Raw genomic sequence first — 2,350 nt, forward strand, 5'->3', positions numbered from 1 at the left:
TTTTTTTCGCATCTCTCTGATAATGAACCTTTACTAATTTAAACATAAGCATCTCCTTTATTTTATTAAACTTTCTTTTGTAATTGTGAACTAATGAATTTTCCCTTCCAATTTTTACTTAATCGTAGATTCTAACATATCGTCTGTTTATAACTATAGGTTAAAATATGGAAATACGATTAAAATTCTAGGTTTCATTATTAATCCATGCAATATGAATATGGGTCCTAAACTGTCCAGGACTAGAGTAAAGGGCTGGGTAAACCAGCCCCTCCTCATCAAACCGTACGTGAGGTTTTCCCTCATACGGCTTTCCGATGTTCGTCATTCATGTGCATACAGATTACAAGAGCGTTTTGAGTCCACATTGTCTCGCCATGTACCGCACTTCTTGGACCGCACTTTGCCACCGAGAACGTTGCCTTTTCTTTGCATACCATTTTGCCAAACGCAACACAATGTACCAATCTAACTTCGCCATTTTTCGTTGGCTGTAAGACGTGTGGTAGTAATTGCGCCACCCCTGAATCTTCGGGTTCAGCCAACCTACGTGCTCCGCGAGTGACTTATGTCTCTGGCTGGACGGAGCTAAGCGCTCTTTTACCACTTCCCGGATGCGTTCCTCCGCTTTCCGGCACAGCCACTGCTGCGTGGTATAGTACACTTTTCCGTAGGATGTTTCAGCTTTTGTCTTGCGATGATGCATGCCTAGAAAATCAAACCCTTCTTCTCCCGTCCATAATCCTACAATCCGCGTTTTCGTCGGATGCAAGGTCAGTTCCAGACGATCCATAATCGCACGTATGAGTGCATACGCCCGTTCTGCATCTTTCTTCGTTTTGCATACAACAACAAGGTCATCTGCGTATCGCGTAAGTTCCCCGATTCCACTGCCATGTCGTTCCCACAGAATATCAAAATAATTCAAATAGATATTCGCGAGAAGAGGGGATATCACGCCGCCTTGTGGTGTACCCAGATCGGATCGTCTGACCTTGCCTTCTTCCATCACTCCCGTGTTCAGCCACTTCCGTACCAGCTTCAGGACGCGCCTGTCGCTGATTCGCATCTCCACCAGTTTCATTAGTTTCTCTTGGTTGATGTTGTCGAAGTAGCCTTGGATGTCGACGTCGACCACCCAATTCCCTTTCCGGTTGCAGGCTTTTCGGATACGGTCCAGTGCCCCTTTCGCACTTCGTTTTGGACGGAATCCAAATGAAGATTCCTGAAAGTCCGCTTCAAAGATCGGTTCCATGACCAGTTTCGCTGCCATCTGAATGACGCGGTCTCGGACGGTTGGGATACCCAGCGGTCTTTGCTTCCCGTCTTTCTTCGGAATATAATGCCGTCGTACGGGCTGTGGATGGTATTTGTTTTCCTTCAAGCATCGTTGGCATTCGTACAGGAAAAATGCTTCTCCCTTTTCCTCAATATCCGAAAGAGTTTCTCCATCGACGCCAGCCGATCCTTTGTTAGCTCGTACTCTTCGCCAGGCTTCCTCTAATACATCCATTCGGTAGACCTTGTCGTACAATGCGTGGAATCTGCGCTTCTTGTTTTCCTTGGCCGCATGACCTAGTTTCTTTTGGAGTTGTTGAACGTTTTCTTTTGGTGTCGTTAGCCGTTTGGCATTCACTAATTCGTACCTCCTAAAAAAAAAACATGAACAAAGCAGGGCTCCTTCCCTCCTGCAGGTTGTGTTGTCCTACAGTTCCTCAGTACTATGAGCCCCTCGGACTCCCTTCCTGCAAGTATATCATTTCGTCTTTTGGACTTATAGACCACTTTGTTACGGGTTAAAAAAAAAAAATCCGTGCAGGGGAGGGTCTCCCCAGTTCACTGCATCTTCTTTCATACCATGCCGATCCCCTTACGCCGGAGGATTCTTCACTGCCGCTCCAAGTTCTTAGCAGTTTCCGTGGCCTTCACCCATTAAGCCGGGGTTCGGCTTCCCCTCGTCCCTCTTGCGAGGCCTTTTTGACGACGCGGCAGGATTCACTTGATGTTACGGCCTGGTATGTTGCTCGCTCTGTCTCCAACAGATACTTTTGTCGATACGCTTCTACGCACAGTTTTCACCGTACGTAGGTATCCTAGCTACACAGGGGCTTGGCCCCTCCCGTGACCGGACTTTCACCGGCTAGAAGATGCGTGCTTAGCTGGGCACGCGCTTAAAGAAAAAGCAACCGGTCTATTGATCGGTTGCTTACTTTTTCTAATTAAACTATCGTTTTACCGTTAGCGTAACAATATTTTTAGATTATAGCATTGAGTCCGCTATCTTCTGGATTTCCTGATCATCAAGTGGCCTTCCTGTAAAATCAGTAATTATATACTGTATTCCTGAGTC

Annotated in this window: 1 protein-coding gene; it reads right to left on the minus strand. The window is 46.4% G+C overall.

Annotated features, from left to right (window positions below; all coding sequences use genetic code 11):
- Positions 1-343: 343 nt before the first annotated feature.
- Positions 344-1,636, minus strand: coding sequence for a group II intron reverse transcriptase/maturase (ltrA, locus tag H9647_RS25490; RefSeq protein ID WP_191805290.1), 1,293 nt, complete (start codon positions 1,634-1,636; stop codon positions 344-346).
- Positions 1,637-2,350: the final 714 nt, after the last annotated feature.

Origin of the sequence: Paenibacillus gallinarum (assembly GCF_014836635.1) — a bacterium.
GTDB classification, from domain to species: domain Bacteria; phylum Bacillota; class Bacilli; order Paenibacillales; family Paenibacillaceae; genus Paenibacillus; species Paenibacillus gallinarum.